23 protein-coding genes are annotated in these 26,898 nt (G+C 35.0%); 17 read left to right on the plus strand and 6 right to left on the minus strand.

Annotated elements, in window-relative coordinates; all coding sequences use genetic code 11:
- Positions 1-23: 23 nt before the first annotated feature.
- Positions 24-872: a MetQ/NlpA family ABC transporter substrate-binding protein gene (locus tag Q0K76_RS01615; protein ID WP_294610244.1), complete on the minus strand. Its 849-nt coding sequence runs from the start codon at positions 870-872 to the stop codon at positions 24-26.
- Between the two features lie 181 nt (positions 873-1,053).
- Between Q0K76_RS01615 and Q0K76_RS01620 the strand changes: the two genes are divergently transcribed.
- The 17 genes from Q0K76_RS01620 to citG all read left to right on the plus strand — a co-directional run bounded on the left by Q0K76_RS01620 (position 1,054) and on the right by citG (position 18,934).
- Entirely contained in the window at positions 1,054-2,196 is a 1,143-nt protein-coding gene (locus Q0K76_RS01620) for an amidohydrolase (RefSeq protein WP_294610247.1), read from the plus strand.
- 8 nt (positions 2,197-2,204) lie between these two features.
- The gene (locus Q0K76_RS01625) at positions 2,205-3,248 is read left to right on the plus strand and encodes an ATP-binding cassette domain-containing protein (protein WP_294610249.1); all 1,044 of its coding nucleotides are present in this window, start codon (positions 2,205-2,207) and stop codon (positions 3,246-3,248) included.
- A 1-nt stretch (position 3,249) separates the two neighbouring features.
- Positions 3,250-3,948, plus strand: a complete 699-nt coding sequence (locus Q0K76_RS01630; RefSeq protein WP_294610252.1) for a methionine ABC transporter permease — start codon at positions 3,250-3,252, stop codon at positions 3,946-3,948.
- Between the two features lie 307 nt (positions 3,949-4,255).
- On the plus strand, positions 4,256-5,794 hold the full coding sequence (locus Q0K76_RS01635) for a phosphoethanolamine transferase (RefSeq protein ID WP_294610255.1): 1,539 nt from the start codon (positions 4,256-4,258) through the stop codon (positions 5,792-5,794).
- Positions 5,795-6,044: 250 nt separating this feature from the next.
- A complete protein-coding gene (gene mlaF, locus Q0K76_RS01640; protein WP_294610258.1) occupies positions 6,045-6,857 on the plus strand; it encodes a phospholipid ABC transporter ATP-binding protein MlaF in 813 nt (270 codons plus the stop codon).
- Positions 6,854-7,636, plus strand: coding sequence for a lipid asymmetry maintenance ABC transporter permease subunit MlaE (mlaE, locus tag Q0K76_RS01645; protein WP_363322372.1), 783 nt, complete (start codon positions 6,854-6,856; stop codon positions 7,634-7,636). The genes mlaF and mlaE overlap by 4 nt, the downstream gene beginning before the upstream one ends.
- A gap of 11 nt (positions 7,637-7,647) precedes the next feature.
- Positions 7,648-8,226: an outer membrane lipid asymmetry maintenance protein MlaD gene (gene mlaD / locus Q0K76_RS01650; RefSeq protein WP_294610263.1), complete on the plus strand. Its 579-nt coding sequence runs from the start codon at positions 7,648-7,650 to the stop codon at positions 8,224-8,226.
- A 10-nt stretch (positions 8,227-8,236) separates the two neighbouring features.
- Positions 8,237-8,881: a phospholipid-binding protein MlaC gene (mlaC, locus tag Q0K76_RS01655; RefSeq protein ID WP_294610266.1), complete on the plus strand. Its 645-nt coding sequence runs from the start codon at positions 8,237-8,239 to the stop codon at positions 8,879-8,881.
- 6 nt (positions 8,882-8,887) lie between these two features.
- Positions 8,888-9,160, plus strand: a complete 273-nt coding sequence (locus Q0K76_RS01660) for an STAS domain-containing protein (RefSeq protein ID WP_294610269.1) — start codon at positions 8,888-8,890, stop codon at positions 9,158-9,160.
- Positions 9,161-9,253: 93 nt separating this feature from the next.
- Positions 9,254-9,511 (plus strand): BolA family protein, encoded by a 258-nt coding sequence (locus tag Q0K76_RS01665; protein ID WP_294610272.1) that lies wholly within the window; start codon positions 9,254-9,256, stop codon positions 9,509-9,511.
- A gap of 93 nt (positions 9,512-9,604) precedes the next feature.
- Positions 9,605-11,632 carry an oligopeptidase A gene (gene prlC / locus Q0K76_RS01670; RefSeq protein ID WP_294610275.1) on the plus strand — a complete coding sequence of 676 codons (2,028 nt, stop codon included), beginning with the start codon at positions 9,605-9,607 and terminating at the stop codon, positions 11,630-11,632.
- A complete protein-coding gene (locus Q0K76_RS01675) occupies positions 11,619-12,359 on the plus strand; it encodes a class I SAM-dependent methyltransferase (protein ID WP_294610278.1) in 741 nt (246 codons plus the stop codon). The genes prlC and Q0K76_RS01675 overlap by 14 nt, the downstream gene beginning before the upstream one ends.
- Positions 12,360-12,374: 15 nt before the next feature.
- Positions 12,375-13,064, plus strand: coding sequence for a 16S rRNA pseudouridine(516) synthase RsuA (rsuA, locus tag Q0K76_RS01680; RefSeq protein ID WP_294610281.1), 690 nt, complete (start codon positions 12,375-12,377; stop codon positions 13,062-13,064).
- A 147-nt stretch (positions 13,065-13,211) separates the two neighbouring features.
- Positions 13,212-14,453, plus strand: coding sequence for a Bcr/CflA family multidrug efflux MFS transporter (locus Q0K76_RS01685; RefSeq protein ID WP_294610283.1), 1,242 nt, complete (start codon positions 13,212-13,214; stop codon positions 14,451-14,453).
- 2 nt (positions 14,454-14,455) lie between these two features.
- Positions 14,456-14,980: a gamma carbonic anhydrase family protein gene (locus Q0K76_RS01690; RefSeq protein ID WP_294610286.1), complete on the plus strand. Its 525-nt coding sequence runs from the start codon at positions 14,456-14,458 to the stop codon at positions 14,978-14,980.
- A gap of 102 nt (positions 14,981-15,082) precedes the next feature.
- Positions 15,083-17,983 carry a DNA translocase FtsK 4TM domain-containing protein gene (locus Q0K76_RS12980; RefSeq protein WP_363322365.1) on the plus strand — a complete coding sequence of 967 codons (2,901 nt, stop codon included), beginning with the start codon at positions 15,083-15,085 and terminating at the stop codon, positions 17,981-17,983.
- Between the two features lie 63 nt (positions 17,984-18,046).
- Positions 18,047-18,934, plus strand: coding sequence for a triphosphoribosyl-dephospho-CoA synthase CitG (gene citG / locus Q0K76_RS01705; protein ID WP_294610289.1), 888 nt, complete (start codon positions 18,047-18,049; stop codon positions 18,932-18,934).
- A gap of 87 nt (positions 18,935-19,021) precedes the next feature.
- Here the strand turns inward: citG and Q0K76_RS01710 are convergent, their stop codons facing one another.
- The 5 genes from Q0K76_RS01710 to vgrG all read right to left on the minus strand — a co-directional run bounded on the left by Q0K76_RS01710 (position 19,022) and on the right by vgrG (position 26,807).
- On the minus strand, positions 19,022-20,152 hold the full coding sequence (locus Q0K76_RS01710) for a T6SS immunity protein Tli4 family protein (protein ID WP_294610291.1): 1,131 nt from the start codon (positions 20,150-20,152) through the stop codon (positions 19,022-19,024).
- Positions 20,142-21,179 (minus strand): T6SS immunity protein Tli4 family protein, encoded by a 1,038-nt coding sequence (locus Q0K76_RS01715; protein WP_294610294.1) that lies wholly within the window; start codon positions 21,177-21,179, stop codon positions 20,142-20,144. Before Q0K76_RS01715 ends, Q0K76_RS01710 begins: the two co-directional genes overlap by 11 nt.
- A 94-nt stretch (positions 21,180-21,273) precedes the next feature.
- Positions 21,274-23,079: a hypothetical protein gene (locus Q0K76_RS01720; RefSeq protein WP_294610297.1), complete on the minus strand. Its 1,806-nt coding sequence runs from the start codon at positions 23,077-23,079 to the stop codon at positions 21,274-21,276.
- 11 nt (positions 23,080-23,090) lie between these two features.
- A complete protein-coding gene (locus Q0K76_RS01725; RefSeq protein ID WP_294610300.1) occupies positions 23,091-24,212 on the minus strand; it encodes a hypothetical protein in 1,122 nt (373 codons plus the stop codon).
- 66 nt (positions 24,213-24,278) lie between these two features.
- Positions 24,279-26,807 carry a type VI secretion system Vgr family protein gene (vgrG, locus tag Q0K76_RS01730; protein ID WP_294610303.1) on the minus strand — a complete coding sequence of 843 codons (2,529 nt, stop codon included), beginning with the start codon at positions 26,805-26,807 and terminating at the stop codon, positions 24,279-24,281.
- Positions 26,808-26,898 lie beyond the last annotated feature (91 nt).

Consider the following 26,898-nt stretch of genomic DNA (forward strand, 5'->3'; position numbering starts at 1 on the left):
TATTAAACAGGCTTAATCTACTTTTATTGTTGTGGCATCACCCAATAACCATTTTGGTTATGCGCTTGCATATAATCTTTAAACTGCTGCGATTGGTAAATACGCTTAACATCTTGTGCCCATTGACTATTTTCATTACCACCATTAACCACCACCATGATTTCTAAATCAGGAACAATAGTTTCCGACAATAGTGCCTTGTTTGAGTCAATCTTGGCAGAATAAACAATACTCCCCGGGATCACGGCAAAATCTAAATCATTAAGTACTCGCGGAATATTAGCCGAATCCATTTCAATAATGTCAATGCCTGCAATATTTTGTGCAATATCATTTTTATTCACAATAATTGGGTTAGTATTCGCTTTTAATTTAATCCAACCCGCTTTTTCTAATAAATTATATGAGCGTGCAGCGTTGGACGCATCTTGCGGAATAGCCACTTTCGCACCACTAAACACTTGTTTTAACGATGTATACTTATTAGAAAAAATCGCGGCCGGTACTGATGGCACATGGACAACTGGTTTCAAATTAGCTTTACGTTGCTGATTAAATACATCCATATAAGCGGTATGTTGCGCCACCGTCAAATCAATACTCCCTTCACTTAATGCCACATCTGACTCAAGTAAATGCGGAAAATTCACTAACTTCACTTTATAGCCTTCTGATTCAAGAATCGGTTTAACCGCATCTCTAAAAAGGTCATTATACGGTCCTGGCGAAACCCCCATACTAATTTCTTTTTTAGTTTGATTATTGGCTGACTTGGCTGAGTTATCACAAGCATTAATCACTAATGCTGAACTGGCTAATAATGTTACGGCAATATATTTAAATAAATTCGGTTTGCTAAAGTAATTTTTCATGTTGATGATCCTTATAAGCTAGTGATGTTACACACTCTAGCACAGAAAAAACACTTCATTTATTCCAAGTTATTCTAACTTATAACTAAAAGGAATAAGATATAAAAAACGATTATTAGAGCAACAATTTAACATGTGCTACCGTTTAACTCATGATTAATGATTAAGCGTTGAAAAGACTATGACTAATTCTGTTGCAAACACCATCCATAAACTTTTTAAGGAATTACATCAACATCCTGAACTTTCTAATCAGGAATTTGAAACTACCAAACGATTACGATCTTATTTACAACAAGCTAATATCCGCATATTAGAATTGGGCGCAAAAACTGGGGTTATTGCTGAAATCGGCTCAGGATCACCCGTTTTAGCTTTGCGGGCAGATATTGATGCGTTACCAATTGATGAACAAACCGAATTAGATTATCGCTCCCAAAATCGCGAAGTTATGCACGCTTGTGGTCATGATTTACATGCATCAGTTTTGATGGGGGCCGCCTATCTACTTAAAGCTCAAGAAACTAATTTACAAGGTACAGTGCGCTTACTGTTTCAACCAGCTGAAGAGAATTTTAGTGGCGCTTTACATTTTATAGATATCGGTGCACTTAATGGTGTGGATGCAATACTTGGGTTACACAATAATCCTAACTTAGCTGTTAAGCAAATGGCTTCATGTGCCGGTCCATTTTCAGCCAATGTTGATCGCATAGAAATTACAATAACCGGCGTCGGTGCACATGCTGCCAGACCCGAATCGGGGATCGATCCTATTGTCATTGGCGCCCAAATTGTTAGTGCCATTCAAACCATTTCCAGTCGTACTATTAGTGGTTTAGATCCTGTGGTTGTCAGTATTACTAAATTTTTAGGTGGTAATACCTGGAATGTCATCCCAGAAAAAGTCGAGATGGAGGGTACTGTTCGAACTTTAACTCCTGAAGTCAGATCGAAAGTAAAACAGCAATTAATCAGTATTGTTGAAAATGTGGCTATTAGCATGGGGGCCAAAGCTGAACTTAGATGGTTTGATGGTCCGCCTTCAGTTATGAATGTGGCTAAATGGGTTACATTGGCGAAGCATGTAGCCAAACAAACAGGTTATGAAGTGGTCGATTTTAAACCAGGATTAGGCGGTGAAGACTTTGCTAATTACTTACACCTAGTACCCGGAGCTTTTATAAATCTTGGTTCGCAAAGTCCACATGCCCTGCACCATCCAAAATTTCAAATCAATCCGGATATGATAAACCCAGCAATTAATTATCTATATGAACTGGCTAAACAAGCACTTATCGATTTAAAACATAATAATAAATAGGCAATATAATGATCAGATTTGAAAATATATCCAAGCAATATGAGCGTAATGGGGTTACGACCCAAGCACTACAAAACATTAATTTAACCATTAATAAAGGCGATATTTTTGGCATTATTGGTTATAGTGGCGCCGGCAAAAGTACCTTAGTTCGCTTAATCAATTTTTTAGAAAAACCGACGCAAGGCAGAGTGATAATACAAAATCAAACCCTTAACGATTTATCTAATAACGAATTGCGTAAAGTAAGGCGAAAAATTGGTATGATTTTTCAGCACTTTAATCTACTTGAATCGAAAACAGTATTTGAAAATGTTGCTATCCCATTAATTTTACTTAAAGAAAGCAAACATAACATTGAACAAAAAGTGGGGGAGTTACTTGAATTTGTGGGTTTAAAAGATAAAGCTAATAGCTATCCCAAAGAATTATCTGGTGGGCAAAAGCAACGCATTGGCATTGCTCGGGCACTCGCCAATAATCCGGACATTTTACTTTGTGATGAAGCTACTTCAGCGCTTGATCCACAAACAACCCAAGCAATTTTAGATTTAATCCAAAAAATTAATGAACAGTATAAAATCACCGTGGTATTAATCACCCATGAAATGCATGTTATCCAGCAAATTTGCCATAAAGTAGCTGTTATGGAAAAAGGTAGAATTATTGAACATGGTAATGTGCTTGAGGTGTTTGGTCACCCTCAGCAACCAACAACGCAAAATTTTGTTAGTTCTGTCATAAATGACCAAATTCCTTCCGGTGTGGTCGAAAATTTACTAGCAACCGAAGAAATTAAACATAATTTCAAATTGTTTAAACTTGAATTCCTCGGGCTATCAGCCTCTGAACCTGTAGTTAATTCTCTTATTTTACAACAAAAAGTGGTAGTCAATATTTTATTTGCCCATATGTCAGAAATCCAAAAAACCGTTATTGGTAGCATGTTTGTGCAATTACAAGGGACTGATAGTGATATCAATGATGCAGTACATTATTTGCGCCAAAATGGCGTGCAAGTATCTGAAATTCATGATTGGGAGATTAACTAAAATGGAAATATTCAATAATATTATTAATTATTTAGCATCTTCTTTTTCAACAAATTTGACCGCAATCCAATTTGTCGAAGCGTCTTATGAAACACTGATTATGGTATTTTTCGCTTTGATCATTGGCTCCTCACTCGGCATCCCGCTCGGTATCTGCTTAGTTACCACCAGACCTTCGGGCTTACTAGAAAACCACAAAATATACCGTATTCTTAATCCGATTATTAATATGGTGAGATCGTTACCCTTTATTATTTTATTAGTCGCTATTCTGCCGTTTACTAAACTAATTGTAGGTGCCTCAATTGGCTTAGCCGCAGCTATCGTACCTTTAACAATCTATGTTGCGCCTTATATTGCTCGGTTAGTTGAAAATTCTTTGCTGGATGTGGATGAAGGCATCATAGAAGCTGCCGAATCAATGGGGGCTACTCCGCTACAAATTATTTGGCATTTTATGTTACCTGAAGCGTTTAGTTCTTTAATCCTTACTTTAACCACTGCTACCATTGGTCTAATCAATGCAACTGCCATGGCAGGTGCTGTCGGCGCTGGGGGTATTGGTGATTTAGCAATTTCCTATGGTTACCAACGCTTTGATACCACCGCAGTAATTGTCACCGTCATTATACTTATTATCACAGTTCAATTTGTACAAAGTATGGGCAACTACTTGGCGCGTAAAGCAAGACATGAATAAATTATCTGATTTTAGAATAAGGTAACCGACATAAAATGATGCATAACATACAGTTTATACACTGATTATACCTAAACCAATCAATATAAACATCAATTTTATGATGAATGTATCATTTCTTTCTAATACACTTGCATTCCAAATCAAGCGTTTGTTATTGTTCAAAATCCAAATTCATGATTAAATAAAAGAAATCTGGATTGATTTTATATTCCATTTCTATAGACATTTTAATAAAGATAAAAGACAATAATAATTTCTTCATTGGTTTTATCATATGGATAGCACTTGTAATTACAGCATCTTTATGGAAAAAGAAAAAATGACATTGAACAAAAAAATATTTATAAATGTAATTAACATCTGCTTATTATGCTTTGCATTATGGCTATTATTTCGGAGCATTGATATAAAATATAGTATAATTAATATTGTTACATTTATCTGTCTGTTATTGTTTATTTCACAATTTAAAAAATTGTATTGGTTTTTGTTCTTTCCAATTATAATATTTTTATCCTTATATTTACCCATTGGTTTAAAATTTGGCTTTATCACATCCGATTATCTCATCACGTTATATTCAACCAATACAGCCGAATCAACTGGTTTTTTATCCAAAATATCAATTAAATATTTTTTATACAGTTTATATCTATTATTCTATTTTGGATTTTGGGGGAAAGTATTTGTTAACAAAAATAATCTAAAAATTAACAACAAATTAATTTTAGTTGTTTGTTTTATTGGTAGTGCTTTATTTATACCTAATTTAGTATTTTTTAAAGAACTATATTTTGCTACGAAAAATGCAATTATTGAATTAAATGATTTTAGAGAAAATATCAATAAAAATGATTGGAATATCGTTAGTGTTAAAAATCAATATAAAAATTATGTTCTGATAATTGGTGAAAGTGGTTCTAAATTTTACCATGGAATGTATAATTATAAACCAGATACCACGCCTTTTTTAAGTCACGTTAATGGAACTGTGATTGATGGCATGTTCTCCCCTGCTACTCGTACTGTACCTTCATTAATCAGATTTTTAACTTTACAAGAAAACTTTAAACCAAAATATAATCTAAATTTAGTCGATTTAATTAATGATGCTGGATTTACATCTTATTGGATTTCTAACCAAAATTATGTTGGCAAGCATGCTACTCCAATTACAAGCATAGGATTAAAAAGTAATTATTCTTTTTTCCAAAAAATGATAGATGCAGAAACAACAACTGATTATGATTTATTAGGAAAGTTTAAAGAATATTTACAATTATCTCGTAAAAATGATCGCAACTTTTTTGTTGTTCATCTGCTCGACCCTCATCCATATGAAGTTTGTGATGTACTAGAAAGATATGAGCGATTCAATTTCCCGACAAAATACACTAAAGATTATAGAAATATAAACTGTTATAACCAAATTATTAATTTTGAGGATAAATTGATTCGAGATATTTATAACAAATTAAAAGAAACTAATGAAAGTTTTAGCATAATATATTTTTCTGATCATGGAATAAAAGCACGAAATTTTAAAAATAAAAATTCAGAATTAATGCATTCTGATGAACAAGAAGGCTATCATATTCCATTAATTAAAATGTCCAGTGACGATACTTCTAGAGAGGTAATAAAAATCAACAAAACAGGCTTGTTCTTTACTAATGGTGTAGCGACTTGGCTTGGAATCGAAACTACAAATATTAAACAAAAATATGATCTTTTTTCAAATATTCCATTTGATAATGAAGAAGAAATCACTCATATAAAAAAAGTCAAATCATTGCCATTACAACCTGTGATTGAAAATACTAATTTACAATTAGATAATTAATAGTGAAGTATTTATACCTAGAAAGTAACTAATATTACCTGTCAGTTTTTCACCTTTAGTGAAATCTGACAGCTGACAGGAGATATTCTATTTAAAAAGATTATTCTCTGGTTCACAGTTTGTTTTACAAGCTATCAAAACAGCTAACTAAATTATAGACATTTTATGTAATTCCTACTTTTAATTTCTTTATTTTCGATTATCAAGTAAAATAACCCCTATTTTAAAACCATCAGTGTAGGAAATCATAGTGGCAAATGCATTGCAAAATTTGGTAGAAATCCATGATATGTCATTTTATCGTGGTACAAGGCCAATTTATAAAAATATGAGCCTAAATGTTCCCAAAGGTAAAATAACCGCTATTATGGGACCATCGGGAATTGGTAAAACTACATTATTACGCTTAATAGGCGGTCAATTAAAACCGCGATCTGGGCAAATTTTATTTGATGGTGAAAATATTCCAACCATGACGCGTTCTCGACTTTATGAAGTACGCAAACGCATGAGTATGTTATTCCAATCTGGTGCATTATTTACTGATTTAAGCGTCTTTGATAATGTTGCTTATCCTCTACGTGAACATCTTAATTTACCGGAATCAATATTATACAATTTAGTATTAATGAAATTACAAGCAGTTGGGCTACGTGGTGCCGCTTATATGATGCCATCAGAATTATCGGGTGGCATGGCAAGGCGCGCGGCTTTAGCACGTGCCATCGCGCTTGACCCTGATTTAATTATGTTTGATGAACCTTTTGCTGGGCAAGATCCTATTTCCATGGGGGTAATTGTTAAGCTTATTGCTGAAATCAATCAATCTCTCGGCTTAACCTGTATAGTGGTCAGTCACGATGTGAAAGAAGTTATGAGTATTGCTGATCATGCTTATATTGTAGCTGAACAACATATTATTGCTGGTGGGACATCAGAACAACTACGTGATAATGATGATCTACGTGTAAAACAGTTTCTTGAAGGACTGGCAGATGGTCCTGTTCCTTTCCATTATCCTGCTGATGATTATAAGTTAGACCTAAGCAGAGGTACTAAATAATGTTCAATTTACTCGCAAAAATGGGACAATGGTTGACAAGTCTCATTGCTTTGATAGGTCGTTCTGGGATGATGTTATTTGGTGCCTTAATTGGTACCCCGCAATTTGGCAAACAATTGCCATTACTGGTTAAACAATTTTATTTTGTTGGCGTACAATCACTTTCGATTATTATTGTTTCCGGCCTATTTATTGGTATGGTGCTTGGGCTACAAGGTTACTTTATTCTTACCACATTTGGTGCCGAAGCCAGTTTAGGTATGTTGGTTGCTTTGGCATTACTACGAGAATTAGGACCAGTTGTTGCCGGATTACTCTTTGCAGGACGGGCAGGCTCTGCTTTAACCGCAGAAATTGGCCTAATGAAAGCCACTGAACAATTATCAAGTATGGAAATGATGGCTATTGATCCTTTGAGGCGCATTGTTGCTCCGCGCTTTTGGGCTGGTTTTTTCTGTTTACCTTTTTTAACGGCTATTTTTGTAGCGGTGGGAATTTTAGGTGGCGTGTTAGTTGGCGTTGATTGGAAAGGAATTGATGCTGGATTCTTCTGGTCATCCATTCAAAGTAACGTTGATTGGTGGCATGATTTGGGTAATTGTTTTGTAAAAAGTTTTGCTTTTGCTATAGCCAGTACTTGGATTGCACTATTTAATGGTTATGATTGTGTGCCAACATCAGAAGGAATTAGTCGGGCGACAACAAATACAGTTGTTTATTCATCATTAGTTATTTTGGGGTTAGATTTTATATTAACCGCATTAATGTTTAGTCATTGAGGTCATTAAACATGAATCGTAAAGTTGAAATTACTGTTGGATTATTTATGGTACTTGTTATCTGTTCAGTACTATTTTTATGCTTTAGAGTCACCGATCCAACATCATTTGTTAGTCATAATTCCTTCCGTGTTTATGCAGTATTTGATAATATTGGTGGACTTAAAGTGCGCTCACCTATCAAAATTGGTGGTGTGGTGATTGGTCGCGTTAGTGATATTACTTTAAAATTGTCAGATAATGATATTTACGAACCTTATGTAACAATGGATTTAGATTCTCAATATAATAAAATCCCAAGTTCCAGTTCTCTTTCAATAAAAACTTCTGGATTATTAGGTGAACAATTTATTGATATTAATTTGGGTCCAGACCTAAGTACTGAATTGGAGCTTGATGCATCAGAAGCTCCAAAAGGTGCTACCAATACCTCAACAAATCACAACGATAAGCCCGCCTATTTTCAAGAAGGTTTTGTTATCAATAATACTAAACCAGCTATGGTACTTGAGGATTTAATTGGTAAATTCCTTTATAGTATAGGTGGTTCATCGGATAAAGATAAAAAAGAAAATACTAGCGAAAAATAAGGAGCTAATAATGTTAAGCAAATTAAAACAAACCATTTTTATAGTGCTCGCTTTAATGGTAAGTACTTTAGCATATGCAGAAAACAACCCCTATAAAGAGATGCAAGTAGCAGCTGATAAGATATTTTCAACAATAAATGCACAATCATCGGCGATCAAATCCAATCCTAATATACTTAAAAAAATTGTTAGATCAGATCTGCTTCCTTATGTTCAAGTAAAATATGCTGGCGCATTAATTCTCGGTAACTACTACAAAACCGCTACTGAAGCTCAACGAAATGCTTATTTCACAGCTTTTGAAGAATATTTAGTACAAGCATTTGCCCAAGCTATTTCTATGTACAATGGACAAAATTATCAGATTGAAACCGCAAAGGATTTAACAGGTAAATCAATGGTTTCTATTCGGGTATTACTGATTCAACCAGATAAAAATCAACAACCATTACGCATTGATTTCCAATGGCGTAAAAACACTGTTACTGGTGAATGGAAAGCCTATGATTTAATTGCTGAGGGCGTGAGCATGATCTCCACTAAACAAAATGAATGGTCAACTACCTTACGTAAAGATGGTATTGATGCGCTAACCAAGCAATTGACTGATCTGGCCAATCGCAATATTGACCCTAGTGCTAAACAAAAAGGTTAGACTATAATGTCGTGCATTAAAGCAGAAAATCAACAAAATATATTATATTTAAAGGGTGAGCTTGATGCTCACTCATTAAATGAAATTTGGGCAACACAAAGCTCACTATTAAATAATGTAAAATCAATTGATGTCGCACAGCTTACTCGGGTTGATTCAGTCGGGCTCGCTACATTAGTCTACTTTTGCATTAAATATCAGGTACAACTGACCGGTATTAATCCCCAGTTACAAACCTTGATTACGCTTTATGACTTACAACCTGTATTAAGTAAGTAATTTATTTTTCGTTTTATACTAAAACGTATACTTAACCTGAAACATTTTGACAAAAAATACCACAATATTGAATATTAATAATGAGTTTAACTAATGGATAAACAAGAAATCATAGATAAATTAAAAAGTTCACTTGACCTTGAAGATATACATGTTATGACCGATGATGGTAGTCATTTTCAAGTTATTGCTGTTGGTGAATTATTTGCAGATTTAAGTCGGGTCAAAAAACAGCAGGTTATCTACGCACCACTCGCTGAGTTTATTAATGATAATCGGATTCATGCGCTATCAATTAAAACCTATACACCTACAGAATGGCAACGTGAACGAAAACTAATGGGATTATAATATCCTTACCTCATAAAACACTTGAATTATCGGCTTTTGCCTCCACATATGAATTTATCAGTAGGCAAAATCATTGTATAAAGGTAACACAACATGACTAATCCATTATTAACTCCAGCACCATTACCACTGTTTTCGCAGATAAAACCAGAACATGTCCTACCAGCAATACAAGAGACATTGAAAAATTGTCGCCATACCATTGAAACTGTACTTAAACAAAACAGTGAGTATACTTGGAATAATTTAATCCAACCCATTGATGAAATGGATGAAAAATTTGGTCGAGCTTGGTCGCCAGTTAGCCACCTTAATGCCGTAAAAAATAGTCCTGAATTACGTGCTGCTTATGAAGCTTGTCTACCGTTACTTTCGGAATATAGTACTTGGGTTGGGCAACATAAACCTTTATACCAAGCTTACAAACATCTCAAACAAAGTGAAGAATATACCAAACTCACTAAAGCACAAAAAAAAGTTATTGATAATGCCTTACGTGATTTTGAGTTATCGGGTATCGGATTGCCAAATGACAAGCAAAAACGCTATGGCGAAATTGTGGCAAAATTATCGGAATTATCTTCTAAATTCAGCAATAACGTGCTTGATGCAACTATGGGTTGGTCAAAATTAATCACTAATGTGGAACAATTATCTGGCATGCCAGAAAGTGCACTGGCTGCAGCACAAGAACAAGCCAAGATTAAAAATCTAGAAGGCTGGCTACTAACTCTTGATATGCCAAGCTATTTACCGGTTATGACCTACTGTGATAATCGGGATCTACGTTTTGAACTTTATCAAGCTTATAATACCCGAGCATCAGATCAAGGCCCCAACGCCGGAAAATGGGATAATACTGAAATCATTAAGCAGATTTTAGCACTACGTGATGAACTAGCTCAGTTATTAGGGTTTGATACCTATGCCGATAAATCTCTTGCTACCAAAATGGCTCAATCTACTCAACAAGTTATTGATTTTTTAACCGACTTAGCGGCCAAAGCCAAACCTCAAGGCGAAAAAGAGTTAGCTGAGTTAAAACGTTATGCTTATGAGTTTTTTGGTGCCAGTGAATTAAAACCATGGGATATTGCATATTATAGTGAAAAACAAAAGCAGTATCTTTATACCATTAATGATGAGGAATTACGTCCATACTTCCCTGAATCAAGAGTAATTAATGGATTATTCGAAGTAGTACAGCGAATTTTTGGCATTACTGCCAAAGAGCGACATGATGTAGAAGTTTGGGATCCAGACGTCAGGTTTTTTGATCTATACGCAGCTAATGGTGAATTAAAAGGGAGTTTTTACTTAGATCTATATGCACGTGAACATAAACGAGGTGGAGCTTGGATGGATGACTGCATTGGTCGTATGCGCTTTGCCAATGGTCATTTACAAAAACCCGTTGCCTATTTGACCTGTAATTTTAATCGTCCAGTTGGCGATAAGCCAGCGTTGTTTACTCATAACGAAGTCACCACATTGTTTCATGAGTTTGGCCATGGATTACACCATATGTTAACTGAAATTGAAGCTTCATCAGTAGCAGGTATTAATGGTGTGCCTTGGGATGCGGTTGAATTACCAAGCCAATTCTTAGAAAACTGGTGTTGGGAACCTAAAGCCTTAGCCTTTATTTCAGGACATTATCAAACTGGTGAACCACTACCACAAGAAATGTTAGAAAAAATGTTAGACGCTAAAAACTATCAAGCGGCGTTATTTATTTTACGTCAATTAGAATTTGGTCTATTTGACTTTAAACTGCATACTCAAAAAGATGCCGACATATTAGAGACATTAAAGCAAATTAGGCAACAAGTTGCGGTTGTCCCAACGGTTGAATGGGGACGATTCCCTCATGCCTTTAGTCACATTTTTGCTGGTGGCTATGCTGCTGGTTATTACAGCTATTTATGGGCCGAAGTATTATCAGCTGATGCCTTTTCTCGTTTTGAAGAAGAAGGGATCTTTAATGCCAAAACAGGTAATTCATTCCTTGACAACATATTGTCACAAGGTGGTAGTGATGAACCAATGACGTTATTTAAAAATTTCCGTGGCCGTGAACCACAATTAGAGGCATTACTTCGTCATTATGGTATCCACTAGTTCTAACAACATAGCTCAGCTAACATTATTAGCTGAGCTATGGCTAACAGAACATGCGCATCTGCCATTTGCATTAGTATCACAAAATAACCAACTTGAATTACAAAAGCTAGATGAGCCTAAGCTAGGCTCGATTTATGTTAATTTTGTGTCCGGGGCTATGGCTCATCGTCGTCAATTTGGTGGTGGCCGTGGCGAAGCAATTGCCAAGGCCGTTGGCATCAAGGGGGATTATTTACCCACAGTTATTGATGCCACAGCTGGACTTGGTCGCGATGCATTTATATTAGCATCATTAGGGTGTAAGGTAACTATGTTTGAAAGGCATCCGGTAGTTGCGGCTCTATTAGAAGACGGCCTGCAACGTGCCTACCAAGATCCCACGATTGGAAGTTTGCTACAACAGCATTTACATTTGATCTATAATTCAAGTATATCTGGGCTTAGTTCATATAATGAAAAGCCAGATGTCGTTTACTTAGATCCCATGTTTCCACATCGTCCTAAAAGTGCCTTAGTTAAAAAAGAGATGCGAATTTTTCAACAATTGGTGGGCAGTGATATTGATGCAGCTAGTTTACTTGAACCAGCAAGGCAACTAGCTAAAAAACGCGTAGTGGTGAAAAGGCCTGATTATGCGCCTTTTTTAGCTGAGCAAAAACCAATTGCCAACATCAAAACGAAAAATCATCGTTTTGATATTTATACTCCCATTACAGTAATATAGGAAAATTGTTTAATTATGCGATTAGATAAATTTCTTGCTCATCATCTTGGTGTCAGCCGTACAATTGTCACTAAAGAATTAAAAGCCAAAAAAGTAACCGTTGATGGTGTAATCATAAAATCAGGCGCTTATCAATTAACTCCACAACAAACTGTTGAATATGATGGTTACGAAATAACGCCTATAACCAATAATCGTTATTTTATGTTGAACAAACCTCAAGGTTATGTTTGCTCAACTGATGATCCTGACTATCCAACCATTCTTTATTTTATTGATGAACCTATGTCAGAAAAGCTACATGCTGCCGGACGCCTTGATTTAGATACCACAGGGCTAGTTTTATTAACTGATGATGGTAAGTGGTCACACCGCATCACTTCTCCAAAGCATCATTGTCAAAAAGTCTATGTGGTAACGGTTGAACAGCCGTTGACTGTTGATCTGATTCATACTTTTGAACATGGTATTCAATTGCATAATGAAAAATCACTTACCAAACCAGCTTTATTGAATATTATTGATGATTATCATGCTGAATTAACCATCAGTGAAGGACGTTATCATCAAGTTAAACGGATGTTTGCGGCAGTGAATAATCATGTAGTTGAATTACATCGCAAACAAATCGGTACGGTTATTCTTGATATCCCTGAAGGAGAATACCGTCCGCTTACTCAAGATGAAATCAACTCATTTAGTTAATATCGCCTAACATTCCGATAAATATTTCAGATGCAGCTCAGTTGAACAGCAAAACAAATATTTGCTGCTCAATATTTTTTACGCTATATGTTTAAAATACTGCATTTTTATTAACCTTTTGAATAAAATTGAAGAGGAAGTACTACCTTGCCAACACGGGATACCCAACTAAAAATTAAAATTTCTAAACATGCACTTATTGTTGTTCTTGGCTTTATATCTATGTTAATGCCACTATCAATAGATATGTACCTACCAAGCATGCCAACTATTGCCCATAATTTTAATGTTACTGATGCAACTGTCCAACTCACTATTAGTTGTTACTTATTAGGCTTCTCGTTTGGTCAACTATTATTTGGTCCAATTACTGATAGCTATGGTCGACGCAATGTGTTAATTATTGGTTTAATTATTTTCACTTGTGCAGCTTTAAGTTGTGGTATTGCCTTCAACATTAATCAATTAATTACTGCACGGTTTTTTCATGGTATCGCGGCTGCTGCAACCACCATTGTTATTAATGCGTTAATGAAAGATATCTATCAAGACCGGGATGAATTTTCTAAAATGATGTCTTTTGTTATGTTGATCTCAAATGTAGCACCGCTATTAGCACCAATTATTGGTGGATTGATTTTAAACTGGTTTAATTGGGAAGCAAATTTTTACACTCTTGGTTGTGTGGCGCTATTATGTATGGGGCTGGTTATTGCTTTCATTCCTGAAACATTACCTAAAATTAAGCGAGCAAAATTTAGTTTAGTACGAATATTAAGTAATTTCATAACGTTATTTAGACACAAGCAAGTATTAACTTACATGCTGATAGGTGCGTTTTCGGGAGCAGGATTATTTTCATTTCTCAGCTTAGGGCCTTTTGTGTATATGAACCTGCATGGTGTGGCATCGATTAATTTCGGTTATTATTTCGCCCTTAACATTGTTGTGACGGTGTTCATCAATACACTTAATAGTCGTTTTGTTAAACGGGTTGGTTCGATTAATATGATGCAATTTGGACTTGGCATTCAATTTGTTATGGCCATTGGATTAATGTTGGTAACATTATTTAAACTTGGCTTTGTGTATTTAGTTGCTTGTATTGCTGGTTATATTGGTTGTATGTCTATCATTGGTGGAAATGGTATGGCTGTTGTGTTAGATTTTTATCCACATATTGCTGGTACTGCCTCTTCATTAGCAGGAACAATTCGATTCGCTATTGCTGGTATAATTGGTATATTACTATCGATGTTTGCATCATCCCATACAATTACAGCCGTTACTGATAATAAGACTGAATGGTTAATGGTTGATTCAATGGTGCTATGCAATTTTTTGGCTGTTGGCTTATTTTTAAATGTTAGAAAAATAAAAAGGAAATAAAAATGATATATCAATTAGGCAATTTACAACCTAAAATTCACCAAACTTGTTTTATTGCAAAATCAGCGGAAATCATTGGTGATGTTGAATTAGAAGAAGGTGTATCAATCTGGTTTAATGCCGTATTAAGAGGCGATATTGCACCTATTCGCATTGGCAAAAACAGTAATGTCCAAGATAATTCAACTGTGCATATTGATACTGATATTCCTTGCCTGGTTGGCAAAAATGTCACTATCGGCCACAATGTTATTATTCATAGTTGTACTATCGAAGACAATGTATTAATTGGCATGGGTAGTACTATTTTAAACAATGCTAAAATAGCCAAAAACTGTTTAGTTGGCGCTAACTCACTTGTTACGCACAGTATTCCCTACGAAGAAGGATGTTTGATTATGGGATCACCAGCTAAAATCATTCGTAAATTAACAGATATTGAAATAGCAGCTAATATTGCTAATGCCGAAAGGTATACTCAAAACGGAATAAGATTTAACCAGACACTTATTGCCATTGCTGAATAATCCTCCCAATAATTTTATTTTATACAGTATTCACACTGTATAGAGGAGTAATTTATGCTAAAATAACAGCAACATTAATAGTGATATTTTCTAGGTATTTGTTTGAAAAAGTCAAAAATTACTCGACAGCAGATAATCGTTCAACTTCTTTTATTGACTTTAATTGGTTTATCTGCTTGCTTATTTTTATCACTGTTCTCTTACGACCCATTTGATCCGGGCTGGTCTAGGACTGGTTGGCACTACTCAATAACTAATTTTGGTGGTTATATTGGTGCTTATGCTTCAGATATCTTATTACAATTTTTGGGATTGATAGCTTATACCATCCCCTTTATCATTATTTTAATTTGCCTACAGCTGATGCTCTTTTTTTATCGCCATGCTCAGGAATCAACTAATTATTTCACTTTATCTTTCCGTATTATTGGCATTTTAGGCTTCATTTTTAGTACTACCGGTTTTTTTGCGTTGAATATTCGTGACCCAGAACCATTTGACGCTGGTGGTTATCTTGGATCAATTGTGATTGAAAGCCTTTTGCCAGTTATGGATAGTTTTATTATTTCTTTAGTATTATTTGTTACTTGTTTGGCATGCATAACCTTATTAACTGGTCTTACATGGCTAAATCTAATTGAAAGATTAGGTGCTTTGGTCATGATTTTACTTACACCTTTTAAATGGTTATTTGCTGCACTACGTAAAACAAAGCAAATAAATGAGCAAGCCATCAAACAAGATAAACAAATTAAACAAATGCCATTAGTTAATCAACAAGATGAAAGCCAATTCACTTTCCCGGTAGCTAATAGCAATACGGCAATACCTAATGGGGAATCCTCACCAATAACAATAAAAGAACAATCTCCCTTAGAACAAAGCACTTATTATGCTGATGAAATTCTAATACAGCCAATTGCAGCTACACCAGAACCATCAACTGCGACAATTTCTCTTGTGAACGAACCAGTATTAATAAAAACAACTGATGAATTACTCCAAACCATTGAAGATAACAAAGTACAGCAACCGAATATTGTCAACGAAACGCTGGATAAGACAACGCAAGACGAGGTTGCTCCTAACAACATTTTGCCGCGAATGGATCCCGTTTTTAAAACTTTGAATGAGCAGAACATAGCCACTACTCAAGAGCAACCATTTACGCAAAACGAAAACATAGCCATCCCTTTCCAATTAAATAAATCAACGATTGAACAACCAGTTGAATTAGAGGAATTTACAATTTCTGATACACCAAGTAAACCGATGTTTACGATGATAAATGATGAGGATGAAATAACAATAAATCATAATGATAAGCAAACTTCATTTGAACCCATTATTGAAACTTCATCTACAGAAATTTATGAACCGCTAAATCAACCAGTTGCTATCATTCATCAAGATAACTCTCTTGCAAATGACAACAGCGACAATCAAACTATTGATAATGAAGATAGTCTGATTCACCCACTATTGAGACGTAATGATAAACCACTGCCGAAACCAACAACACCATTACCATCATTAGATTTATTAACTGCGCCACCTACAACAAGAATTGAAGTCGATCATGTAGCATTAAATGCCATGTCACAATTAATTGAGAAAAGCTTAGCAGACTATAGAGTAAAAGCAAAGGTAGTCGATTATATGCCAGGGCCAGTCATTACTCGTTTCGAAATTGAACTTGCTCCAGGTATTAAAGCAGCACGAATTTCAACGTTGGATCGTGATTTAGCTCGCTCCTTATCTATGCCATCAGTACGAGTAGTTGAAGTAATTCCTGGTAAGCCTTACGTAGGCATTGAATTACCTAATAAAAATCGCCAAACGGTTTATTTTAGAGAAGTGCTTGATAGTCATCAATTTCGTGATGCTCAATCTCCTCTCACCGTAGTATTAGGGAAAGATATTGCAGGGCAATCCGTTGTTGCTGATTTAGCCAAAATGCCACACTTATTAGTTGCCGGGACCACTGGTTCCGGTAAATCTGTTGGTGTAAATGCCATGATTTTGAGTATTTTATATAAATCACAACCCGAAGATGTACGCTTTATTATGATTGATCCTAAAATGCTTGAACTGTCTATTTATGAAGGGATTCCACATCTATTAACACAAGTTGTCACTGATATGAAAGATGCGGCCAATGCACTAAATTGGTGCGTTAATGAGATGGAGAAACGCTACCGTTTAATGTCAGCCTTAGGCGTGCGTAATATTGCTGGCTATAACGAAAAAATAAGACTCGCCGACGACATGAACAGACCAATACCCGATCCACTTTGGAAGCCAACTGATAGTATGGATCTAGATATGCCTATGCTTGAAAAACTACCTTATATTGTGGTCATGGTCGATGAGTTTGCTGATCTCATTATGGCTGTAGGTAAAAAAGTAGAAGAGCTTATTGCTAGACTTGCGCAAAAAGCACGGGCGGCAGGGATTCATTTAGTTTTAGCCACTCAACGTCCATCAGTTGATGTGATAACTGGTTTAATTAAAGCCAATATTCCAACCCGTATTGCCTTTACCGTATCAAGTAAAATTGATTCTAGAACTATTTTAGATCAAATGGGAGCTGAATCATTACTCGGTATGGGTGACATGCTTTATTTGGCGCCAAATAGTTCTATTCCAATACGTGTACATGGTGCCTTTGTAAGAGATGAAGAAGTACATGCTGTAGTACAAGATTGGAAAGCACGTGGCACACCAAAATATATTGAAAATGTAACTGTTGCAACTGATGATAACAACAGTAACAATTCAGATACCATTGATGAAGAACTTGATCCCTTGTTTGATCAAGTTGTTGCCTTTGTAGTAGAAACAAGACGAGCATCAATTTCAAGTGTCCAACGTAAATTTAGGATTGGTTATAATCGTGCTGCTCGTATTGTTGAGCAAATGGAAGTTGAAGGAATTATCAGCGCTCCTAGCCATAATGGCAATCGGGAAGTGCTTGCACAAGCTTCGCATAGTGATTATTAATCTTATTGTAATATAACTTATTTCGATTAAAAATGATGAAATATAAATATATAGAAATAAATAATGAGTGATTATACCAAACAAGTAACACTGTTAGAATCAAAACTAAATGATAATAAGAACCGAAGTTTACCTGCACAATTAGCAATAAAAGCCTTGATTAGAGAAATATGCTTATCACCTAAACCAGGTTTAGTGGATATGAATAATAATGGATCTCATCAAGATATGAATTTCCAAACGTTTATTCGAAGTATAAAAGCTATTGCAAACGGGCTTGAGCAATTTTATCAATATGGTAAACAAGCAGCGTTCCAAAACAATCATGCTTTTTTAACAAATATAAGACCAATCGGTCTACAATGTGAACAAGCTATGTTCACAGCCACTAATCATATCAATACGCATAAAGGTGGAATTTTTGCCTTTGGCTTGTTACTCGGTGTCATTGGCAAATTAGAGCAATCAGCTTTATCTGTTAATGTCCAAACGATTTGTACTGAAGTATCTGCAATTTGCCAAGGTATCGTTAATAATGAATTGAAACAACATAACTCCAGCCATTCTAAAGGTGAAAAACTATTTAAACTGCATAATCTAGCTGGTGCAAGAGGGGAAGCTGAATCTGGCTATTTAACTGTTAGAACCATATCCTTACCTATTTTTAATCAAATGCAACAGCACGGCTATGATGAGGAATTGAGCTTATTACAAGCAATGTTACACCTGCTTGCGCATAATCAAGATACTAATTTAGTGTCAAGAGGCGGACTTGAAGGTTTGAATTTTGTACAACAACAAGCACAAAAACAAATTAAACAAGGTGGCATTACTCATCCAAATGGTTGCCAAGACTTGTATGAACTTGATAACGAACTAATCAAACGTAATCTAAGCCCCGGCGGGTCAGCTGATTTAATTGCCATTACTTGGTTCTTAGCACAGTATTAATCAACAATTTATCCTGACAAAAGCAAGCGATAAGCAAAAAATAAAACTATTGCCACGGTAATAATAATGATAACGCTATACTTTTGGTTAATTTTCAAACGAGCTTTCCCTTATCCGAATACTGTCGGTTATTCTTTGCCATATCACCATTAATTGTTCCTCGGTATAGGCCTTTCTTTTATCAATTGGTATTTTATAGAACATTTTAACCACTAATTTTGGTGTTCGATAATTTGAATTAACCATATGAATACCTAAGGTAAAAATGTATCCTTCATGCATAAAATCTCGCCCAACTATATTATCTTCAAAATATTTGCCTTTAGTTATCCATTCCTCTAATGATAAATGCTTACTTTTTCGAGTACCTTTATAGATGGTTTTTCCAAACTCAGGCATAATAAACGCAGCAGGTATATCCAGTAATGCCACATTGTAGGACTGATCCTCTGAGTCGATACTAAAATAAAAATCCTCGTTACCATCATATTGATAGATAAAATTCATATCTTTGTGCTCGCGATTTTCACCTTTCATAAATACATTAGTAAAACAGAAACCCGGCTCAGTCGGAATAGTTAAATCATCAAGAACGGAAATCCGTTCAAATAATTTATTGATTTCATTTAATTTTTTTGGGACGTTATTATCATATAATCCGGGAGAAGATGTTGCTCTATCCTCATCATACCTTTGTGCTAAACCATTATTAGCTTTCATTTCTATTTTTAATGTGACTTCATCCTGCCAACGATAGCCTTCCAAGATTCTGGCTACATCTGGAATAGTTATATCTTCCATACGTTCAAAAATAATACCTTGCATTTTATCGGGATTATCAGTAGATACAGGGTAGATGGCTTTTAAAAAATCACCATCTATAGAATCGATAGGTTTAGTGTTTTTTAACTCTTGTTCCCTTAATGCCACCATTTGCTTAAATGGGGGTAAATACTGTTGTTGTGTTGAAATAATAACATCGTTATCTTGGTAATAGAGTTGTCCTACTTGATCTGTTTTAAAGTCAATGGGTAAATCAATTAAATACACACCAACACAACGCGTGGCGGAGTTACCCAAAAGTTGGTTGACTTGTTGTTGCTGCTCAGTTGATAAAGTTATCTTATGATTATTTTTGTAAAACAGGTAGCAAGCAAAAAATAAAACTATTGCCACGGTAATAATAATGATAACGCTATACTTTTGGTTAATTTTCAAACGAGCTTTCCCTTATCCGAATACTGTCGGTTATTCTTTGCCATATCACCATTAATTGTTCCTCGGTATAGGCCTTTCTTTTATCAATTGGTATTTTATAGAACATTTTAACCACTAATTTTGGTGTTCGATAATTTGAATTAACCATATGAATACCTAAGGTAAAAATGTATCCTTCATGCATAAAATCTCGCCCCACTATATCATCTTCAAAATATTTGCCTTTGGTTATCCATTCCTCTAATGATAAATGCTTATTTTTTCGAGTACCTTTATAGATGGTTTTTCCAAACTCAGGCATAATAAACGTAGCAGGTATGTCTAGTAATGCCACATTGTAGGACTGATCCTCTGACTTAATTCTAAAATAGAAATCCTCTTTATTATTATATCGATAGATAAAAGTCATATCTTTATGCTCGCGATTTTCACCTTTCATAAAACTATGCAAAAAACAAAAACCTGGTTCAGTTGGAATAGTTAAATCATCACGAACGGAAATTCGTTCAAATAATTTATATAACTCATTTAATTTGTCCGGGACATTATTATCATATAATCCAGGGGAAGATGTTGCTCTATCCTCATCATACCTTTGTGCTAAACCATTATTAGCTTTCATTTCTATTTTTAATGTTACTTCATCCTGCCAACGATAAGCTTCTAAGATTCTGGCTACATCTGGCATACCTTCTCTTTCCATACGTTCAAAAATAATACCTTGCATTTTATCGGGATTGTCAGTAGATACAGGGTAAATGGCTTTTAAAAATTCACCATCAATAGCGTTGACTGGTGTGGTGTTTTCTAACTCTTGTTTCCTTAATGCCACCATTTGCTTAAACGGTGGTAAATATTGCTGTTGTGTTGAAATAAGAATATTATTATCTTTATAATATAAATGCCCTTTTCGATTCACTCTAAAATCAACTGGTAAATCAATTAAATACACACCAATACACCGAGTGGCGGAGTGACCTAAAAGTTGATTGACTTGTTGCTGCTGCTCGGTTGATAAAGTTATCATACGAATATCCTTGTAAAAATAACGGTAAGCAAAAAATAACATTACTAATATAAAGACTAAGAAAAAATAATATTTTTTTTTAAATTTAAGTAAATTAGTCATCAATTTTTACCTGTTGTAGAATGTCAACAATGGCTCGTAATGTAAATTCTTGAGTAATTCCGTTTTGATAAGCAGGTTCATGCGCGACTGGTAAATGCATCCGCGCTTTTATTTTGTCAATTGGGATTTCACCGGAACATTGTGGCACGGTACCATCACCATTACCATCGGCTAGTTGTAAAGTGTAAATTTCTTCAATATTACCCTTTAATTTATCCCTATAATAAGGAGATGGTATTTTATCCTCCTCCCAATTATGCCGTTCAGTCGACAGAGTTCTAATCTCTTTTAATTCTCCTAAATTTAGTCGATTCATTGCTCCTATATGGTCAGTTAGTGGGTTTCTCATATATATCTTATTATCTTTATTAAACTGCCCTATCCAATGTGCAGTGTTATAGGTTAAATATTTTTGTTTAATATGCTTTTTATCATCTTCGATACCAAAAAAAACATAGGTATTAGGGTGATATTGATTAGCTATCGCTTGATTAAAAGGTATCACTTGATTTTTTATTAATTTTTCATAATCATTCCAATCAATTTCCATTTGTGTCAGATCACGTTCACTATTTAACGGATTGATTAGATGTGGTTCACAAGCGCACCACCACTTATCTTTTGCTAAATAGATATCTGTGTAAGGATCTATCCCGAAATGACTTTCGGTGCCGTCTGGCTCGGTAATTGTTAACCAATTACCACCATATTCTGGCGTAGGTAATAATTGTAAAGTTCCCGGAGCTTGCGCACACACCGCCGTCATTTCGGCGGCATCTTTACCCAGCACCTGTTCCGTTACATAATCCTTTGTTTTCCCAATAAAAGTACTATTTACTTCTGTACCCCGCTTCATGCGAGTATAAGCAGCAACTGCCCCTGTGGATGGTTGTACACCATTAATTACCCCTAAGACTTTGTCTTTTCCACCCAAGGCTTGCGTATAATACCGGGCAACTAACCCTCCCATTGAGTGAGTAACTAAAATTACTTTATCGCAAATTTTGCCGCGTTTTTTATAATAAGCCGGTAAAGTCTGTTCAACTAAAGTCTTTAATCTAATAGCACTCATTTCATTAGATTCTAACCAGTTATAACCCATAGCATGAACCGGTAAATAGAAGGATTCACAATGCTTAATCTCTTCAATAGTAAAAGTTAACATCGCTTTTGACTTTTCTTCTAAAATAAACGATTTATCTTTGGTTAAATCATTTAATACAGTAGATAAATGACCTGAAGGATCAAATAAACTGGTTTGTAAAGTATCTAAAAACTCGCCATAACTTATATAGCTAACTGCCCCCCAGCCTCGCTCACCCCTGAGACCAAAAAGTATATTTTCAGGATGATTTTTTTTCGCATTATCAATTCCTTGCAGCATGACATTAATTTGTTCTTCATAATCGTCGAATGATCTGTCCTCATATATACTAATGTTATCGTTATATTCTTGTTCAATTATTGCGATGTCTTTTGTTGCTGCGTCAATATACATTCCTCTACTATCCACTTCGGTTTTATTTGGGTCGAGTTTTTTTTTCCTTGCTTCAGCGCCACCAGTTGGCCATACAAGCCAACGTAAAACACTAGTTTCAGAATCTAAACGCCAAACTTTGTCAGTATTTTCATCTTTACCTTCCTCAGGTTTAACTTTTAAATTACTTCCCATTACCCCAGGGATAAAAATGATAGGAACGACCAAACGCTCTTTTTCAATATGAAGAGTTTGCACATTATTTTGTGAAGTTGGTACGGTATTATATGAAAATTGTTGTTTATTATTGTAATCTGTCATTCTATTTATCCTCAAGTCAATTGTTGAAAAGTAACTAACTGTAAATAAACATTATTTTCATATTGGATAATGATTAGTTGATCTCGAAAATATGTATTTATACAAGCAGTGGCCATGCCTAAGGCAAAATAATGGGTGAATTTGGTTGGTTTAGCGAAGGTTAAATCTATATCATGTAGCAATTGTTCATTGTCTTTCCTTAGACTTAATTTATCTATTTCTATTGCTAATGCAACTCGATTTTTTTTATCTAATCCTGAAATCCAAATATCATTAACGCTTTGAACGGGAATTTGGGTATAGGAAAAAAGTTGATTTAAATCAGCAGCTAAATCATTATCCGAAACCATTAAGCGCCCTAGCCAAGATTTTGCCTTCAATTTTCTTGTGTTAATTAATGAATCAGTTCCGATTAACATAGCACTAATAAATTTGCTATGTTTATGATAAATTATGTCACTATATTGGCAAACTAATATTAGTGATAATTCAATGTTATCAGGCGTTTCATATAACATCGATATCCAAGTAGCATAGTCCATTATTGGCTCAGCACGTAAATCCCAATGTTTAAATATTGCATCAAGAAGTTCATCGTCATCCATAAACTCTTTTGGTAAATAAATATGGGTTAAATATTTGCGGTATTGAGGGCACTGTTGTTCTAAATTTTGCATCACTTCATCTAAAAACCAGTAAGGTTGTGTAGATGAAGTTACATTAAATAAGGGCCTTGCTTTTTCTGGATAAAGCGGAATATTTTCATCATTGCTGGTTAACGCTTTTATACCATTTTGTTCTGCACTAATGACATAACTACCAAAAATAGGTATTTGTTGTTTACTCCATTCTTGCCAGAAATGTATCGATTCTTGATTTACTTTGGTTATTTCATCGTTACCGGCATTGTCAGAAATATTTTTGACCAAACTGTAGGCAATAGCAAAAAGCCATAAAAACAATGGCAATACAATAGCAAAAAACCAAAATAACAGTTGATCTGCATCTGGGTAGATAAAAACCGTTAATATAAAACCGCTTAAAATTAACAGTACTAAGCTAATAGCCCATAATAAATAAGACGGTTTTTTTATTGGTTGCAAACTTAACAACTGCGGAACAGGCCATCCCATTATGTTTATCCTTATCATTAATTTACTAATTACATAATAATATTTAAAACAGCATAATTTATCTTTTTAGCTTTCCTGTTTTGGTTCAATAACAATGGTTATCGGTTCAATAAATTGGCTATACTGTTCTGGCAACATTCCATTTTCGTCGGTCATTGTTTCTATTTCGCTATTATCAGTACGGATAATTTTAACTTTTCTATTTTTCACAACTGAATCATCATGTTGCCAACGTAATTGAGAATTAAATTTATAGTTGCTACTTTTTAGTTTATTTGTCATTTGACTTAAACTATCAGCCCCTAATTTTTGCCAGGTAGCACATTTGTTAAGAATATTATCTGGCGCACCTATTTCTACAGATCCACCGGCAAGACGAATATAAGCCCCACCACAAGTTAAAATTAGCTCTTGTTTAGCCGAAATAACCGTGCGCCCTTGTTGACTTGCTATTGACATATCCTTTTGTGCACTTAATGACATTTCGTCACTTTGTGCTTGAATATCGACTTTGCCATGTGAAGCAAATAATTTAATTCCCAATTTTTGAGCAAATAAACTGATTATTTCACCTGCTGCTACCGTAAATTTCCTTAAAACATTAATGTCAGTGTGCTGATGACTGGCTAACATTAAATTTTCCCCAGCAGCTAATTGAATACTTTTAGGTGTTACTTGAGCAATACCTTTGGGCGATGAAAGCAGGATTGATGCTTCTTTTAATTCTTCAAGTGAATCCATTAATAAACATTTTTGTCGTTCTATATCAGCTAACTCCGCCTCAGCTTGTTTTGCTGCATCTTGTAATGCAGATACTAAATTAAAGGCTTTATCAAGTTGCTCTTTTGCTTGTTTCATATCCAATTGAATATCTTGGGCTTTATATTGTTCATCTGCAGTTATAAAAAGCCCTTTACCAGCACGTATTGCACCCCATTTATCAGTGCGCAGTTCAAATCCTTCTCCTCTTTGTACTTTTTCACTGTTAACTAAGTGACCTATATTAAGCTGAGTTTTACCATATTCAGTGGCGAGTTTAATATGCTCTTTTCCTCGTTTATCATCCATGCGTAATTTGTTATTAGCTGGCGTCCTTATTACATTGCGGTGCTTATTTGCTGTCGAAACAAGATCTGGTTTGTCACTATTATGCATGGCATGGGCAATATATGGTCGATCTGGATTTCCATTAGTAAAACCAACTGCAATCTCAGTGCCGTCAATGAGTGGAAAATGGAAACCATAAGTATCACCGGCATAAGGTTTAGCTAGCCTCATCCATAAGCTCTCTTCACCCGGCTTCCAACTTTTTAAGTCGAAATTTAACTTAACACGATATCGCCCTTTAGTATCAATATAACCATAAGTATCATTATCCGGGCTAGTTATTTTCCCTGGGAGTGTACCGCTGATTTGTGGCCATGATAGCGGCTCAGGACGATATGGTTTGAGAACCTCGAAAGGTATAGCGGTAAAATGAGTTTGGTAGGATTGAGTTCGGTCTGCATGGTTTTGTGTTGAAAGGATGATAATTCCGTCATTAATATTATTAATTGGACACCCTTCAATCAAAATATGTTGTCCGGGTGCAAGTCGGTAGTCATTACTTTCACCTGAGATAATCAGTTGGTCTGAAATGTGTTGTTGGTGACGGATATTGGCGTACCAATTGCCACTTTCAACCTGCTCTTTATCTCCTGACATTTTATAATGTTCAGCATAATGATAATCATCCCCTTGGGTTGTACTATCATTACTTTGACTATTAACGGTAGAATGAAGATTGCTACTAGCACTACGGTAATTATAATCATTGACACTGACTTGTTTTGGTTTAGTTTTACTACTAAATTGTAAATCCCAAACACTATTTTGTTGACCATCACTCATACCACTTGGTGGTTTAAGAATAATGTTACCTGTATTTTCATATCCTCGCTCATAATCACTTATAACCATAACATCACAATTATGCTTAGGATGAGTTTCAAAACGGAACCAAATGCCTACATCAGCCAATAATCTTTGAATAAAAGTCAGGTCACTTTCTTGCCACTGCGTGATAAATTCGCGAATGGGATAGGTTTGTTTTAGTTCTAACCGATAGTCAATGCCGGTAAAACCATGATTACGTAATACTTCTTCTACTACAGTAACCACACTTTGATTTTGAAAAATAGCACTTTGATGATGATTCGCAAGTAATGCTAAACGCGGTTCAAGTATTACCTGATATCGTGCTTCATCTTTATTCATTGATAACAAACTAAACTCAGTAATTACACCATAAAGTGTCTTAGCTTTTTCTGTTAGTGTTAATGAGCTAAGTTGCATGAGTTGTTTGGGTAAAGTTTGCGGATGAAATGTGAGTGAGGCAGGGTGGCTTAAAATCGTGTTAATATCGATTTGCTTATCTTGAGTAGTAAAATTAATACAATACTGCCAAGGCTGATTTAAAACCTCTTTCCCTTCAACAGATAAAACTGAAAGTTCAGATACTAAGCTAAATCCATCAATCGAAAGTGAAAAGTGATTAAGCATCTTATTGTTAACTAATGAAGAAACACTATTAACTATTGATTGTATCGAATCCATACACTATTCCTTTTTCCTTGTTTATTTTAAGCCATGATGATAATCAAAGCTATGTATAAAAATACGCGTGTTTATATAACAAGGCAATCGT

The organism is uncultured Gilliamella sp. (genome assembly GCA_945271295.1).
In the GTDB taxonomy this organism is placed as follows: domain Bacteria; phylum Pseudomonadota; class Gammaproteobacteria; order Enterobacterales; family Orbaceae; genus Gilliamella.